This is a genomic window from Streptomyces sp. NPDC055287 (genome assembly GCF_053646035.1).
Genome location: NZ_JBSHNE010000127.1, coordinates 1 through 903 on the forward strand (window position 1 = coordinate 1; position 903 = coordinate 903).

At 46.0% G+C, this 903-nt stretch carries 1 protein-coding gene; it reads right to left on the bottom strand.

What is annotated here, in order from left to right; translation table 11 throughout:
• Nucleotides 1-81: 81 nt before the first annotated feature.
• The coding region (locus tag ACWIHY_RS40295; RefSeq protein ID WP_454381731.1) for an IS1182 family transposase at nt 82-903 on the bottom strand (822 nt) is incomplete at its 5' end.

The following is a 903-nucleotide window of genomic DNA, read 5'->3' on the forward strand; positions in this document are numbered from 1 at the left end:
GTCTCATTCCGAACCCCTTTTTAGCTTTTTATGGGATTTGAAGCTATTTAATAAAAAGACAGACCTCTTCGAGTTCATCATTTAGGCCATTTTTGGACCTTGCCACGTCCAGTTGGCCATCTTCTTCAGGTTCATGGCAGCGAAAGTAAGCATCGCCTGCATCGACAATTTTTTAAGTCCCCTTAACGTTGTCCAACGCATGCCATGCTTTTCTTTTCCATCTGCGAATACACGCTCAATGGTTTCTTTACGTTTGGCATAAATCTCTTTCACCTCTGCGTGATAGCGAAGATGGTCTGCCTCTTCTACGTATTCCTGCCAAATATGACGCGTCACCACTTTCTGGTGGTCTTTACTCTCCGTACATCTGGCTAAAAATGGGCATGTCGCACAAATCTGTTTTGGCGATTTGTACTCCCGATATCCTTCTTTATTCGTTGTCGAGTAGGCCAAGATCTCACCTGCCGGGCAAAGATAACAGTCAAAGTATTCGTCATACACATAGTCATGTTTTCGGAAAAAACCTTTTTTCGTACGTGGTCGTGTGTATGGCAAGGCAGGGGTCATCCCCTGTTCCAATAAGTAACGGGTAATCGCAGGAGTTTTGTACGCGGCATCTGCGGCGACCGCTTCAGGCTTTCCGACTCTCTCTATGACCTTTCCGACCAATGGCTCTAAAATCTGACTATCATGTGTGTTGCCAGGTGTGACCATGGTGCCAAGCACAAAACCGTTACGATCCGCGGCTGCGTGAAAAGAATAGGCGAACTGCTTCGTCCGTTCATCCTTCACATAGTAACCACTCTCTGGATCGGTGGTGCTTTCTTTGATTTCTTTCTTCTCTTCCTTCTCAAACTTGTCCGGAGGAAATGTTTTTTTTCCGTGATCTTCCCGGTCCTGGTT